The organism is Stenotrophomonas muris, assembly GCF_052751275.1.
Genome location: NZ_CP199879.1, coordinates 3,385,001 through 3,387,500, shown reverse-complemented (window position 1 = coordinate 3,387,500; position 2,500 = coordinate 3,385,001). Strand labels below are relative to the sequence as shown.

1 rRNA gene (only partly in view) is annotated in these 2,500 nt (G+C 53.8%); it reads left to right on the top strand.

Features of this window, described 5'->3' with window-relative positions:
- Window positions 1-2,495 (top strand): 23S ribosomal RNA (locus tag ACUVWL_RS15780) (it extends 385 nt beyond the left edge of the window).
- Window positions 2,496-2,500: the final 5 nt, after the last annotated feature.

Here is a 2,500-nt window from a genome sequence, read left to right as displayed (position 1 = left end):
GAACATGGGGGGACCATCCTCCAAGGCTAAATACTACTGACCGACCGATAGTGAACCAGTACCGTGAGGGAAAGGCGAAAAGAACCCCGGAGAGGGGAGTGAAATAGAACCTGAAACCGTGTGCGTACAAGCAGTAGGAGCTCCGCAAGGAGTGACTGCGTACCTTTTGTATAATGGGTCAGCGACTTACTGTTCGTGGCAAGCTTAACCGTATAGGGGAGGCGAAGGGAAACCGAGTCTGATAAGGGCGCATAGTCGCGGGCAGTAGACCCGAAACCGGGTGATCTAGTCATGCCCAGGGTGAAGGTGCGGTAACACGCACTGGAGGCCCGAACCCACTCCCGTTGCAAAGGTAGGGGATGAGGTGTGATTAGGAGTGAAAAGCTAATCGAACCCGGAGATAGCTGGTTCTCCTCGAAAGCTATTTAGGTAGCGCCTCATATGTATCCTCTCGGGGGTAGAGCACTGTTATGGCTAGGGGGTCATCGCGACTTACCAAACCATTGCAAACTCCGAATACCGAGACGGACTGTATGGGAGACACACGGCGGGTGCTAACGTCCGTCGTGAAAAGGGAAACAACCCAGACCCACAGCTAAGGTCCCAAATTTTGTGCTAAGTGGAAAACCATGTGGAAAGGCACAGACAGCCAGGAGGTTGGCTTAGAAGCAGCCACCCTTTAAAGAAAGCGTAATAGCTCACTGGTCGAGTCGGTCTGCGGGGAAGATTTAACGGGGCTAAGCACAGAACCGAAGCTTGGGGTGCATAACTTTGTTATGCGCGGTAGAGGAGCGTTCCGTAAGCCGTTGAAGGTGGATTGAGAAGTCTGCTGGAGGTATCGGAAGTGCGAATGCTGACATGAGTAACGATAATGCGGGTGAAAAACCCGCACGCCGAAAGCCCAAGGTTTCCTTGCGCAACGTTAATCGGCGCAGGGTGAGTCGGCCCCTAAGGCGAGGACGAAAGTCGTAGTCGATGGGAAGCAGGTTAATATTCCTGCACCTCGCGTAAGTGCGATGGAGGGACGGAGAAGGTTAGGTGTACCAGGCGTTGGTTGTCCTGGGGAAAGGCGGTAGGTTTGGATCTTTGGCAAATCCGGGATCCTCTAAGACCGAGCACCGAGACGAGCCTTTATGGCGAAGTCACTGATACCACGCTTCCAGGAAAAGCTCCTAAGCTTCAGCTTACGCAGACCGTACCGTAAACCGACACAGGTGGGTAGGATGAGAATTCTCAGGCGCTTGAGAGAACTCGGGTGAAGGAACTAGGCAACATGGCACCGTAACTTCGGGAGAAGGTGCACCCTTTTTGGTGGCTCGTGCGAGCTATAGCTGAAGAGGGTCGCAGTAACCAGGCCGCTGCGACTGTTTATCAAAAACACAGCACTCTGCAAACACGAAAGTGGACGTATAGGGTGTGACGCCTGCCCGGTGCTGGAAGGTTAATTGATGGGGTCAGCCGCAAGGCGAAGCTCTTGATCGAAGCCCCAGTAAACGGCGGCCGTAACTATAACGGTCCTAAGGTAGCGAAATTCCTTGTCGGGTAAGTTCCGACCTGCACGAATGGCGTAACGACAGCGGCGCTGTCTCCACCCGAGACTCAGTGAAATTGAAATCGCTGTGAAGATGCAGCGTTCCCGTGGCAAGACGGAAAGACCCCGTGAACCTTTACTATAGCTTTACACTGAACGTTGAGTTCGTCTGTGTAGGATAGGTGGGAGGCTATGAAACCATGGCGCTAGCTGTGGCGGAGCCATCCTTGAAATACCACCCTGTCGTGCTTGACGTTCTAACCTGGGCCCATTATCTGGGTCGGGGACCGTGTATGGTGGGTAGTTTGACTGGGGCGGTCTCCTCCTAAAGAGTAACGGAGGAGCTCGAAGGTACGCTCAGCGCGGTCGGACATCGCGCACTGTGTGCAAAGGCATAAGCGTGCTTGACTGCAAGATCGACGGATCAAGCAGGTAGGAAACTAGGACTTAGTGATCCGGTGGTTCTGTATGGAAGGGCCATCGCTCAACGGATAAAAGGTACTCCGGGGATAACAGGCTGATACCGCCCAAGAGTTCATATCGACGGCGGTGTTTGGCACCTCGATGTCGGCTCATCACATCCTGGGGCTGTAGTCGGTCCCAAGGGTATGGCTGTTCGCCATTTAAAGTGGTACGCGAGCTGGGTTCAGAACGTCGTGAGACAGTTCGGTCCCTATCTGCCATGGGCGTTGGAGATTTGAGAGGGGCTGCTCCTAGTACGAGAGGACCGGAGTGGACGAACCTCTGGTGTTCCGGTTGTCACGCCAGTGGCATTGCCGGGTAGCTATGTTCGGAAGCGATAACCGCTGAAAGCATCTAAGCGGGAAGCGCGCCTCAAGATGAGATCTCCCGGGGCACAAGCCCCCTGAAGGAACCATGTAGACTACGTGGTTGATAGGTCAGGTGTGTAAGTACAGCAATGTATTGAGCTAACTGATACTAATGATCCGTGCGGCTTGACCATATAAC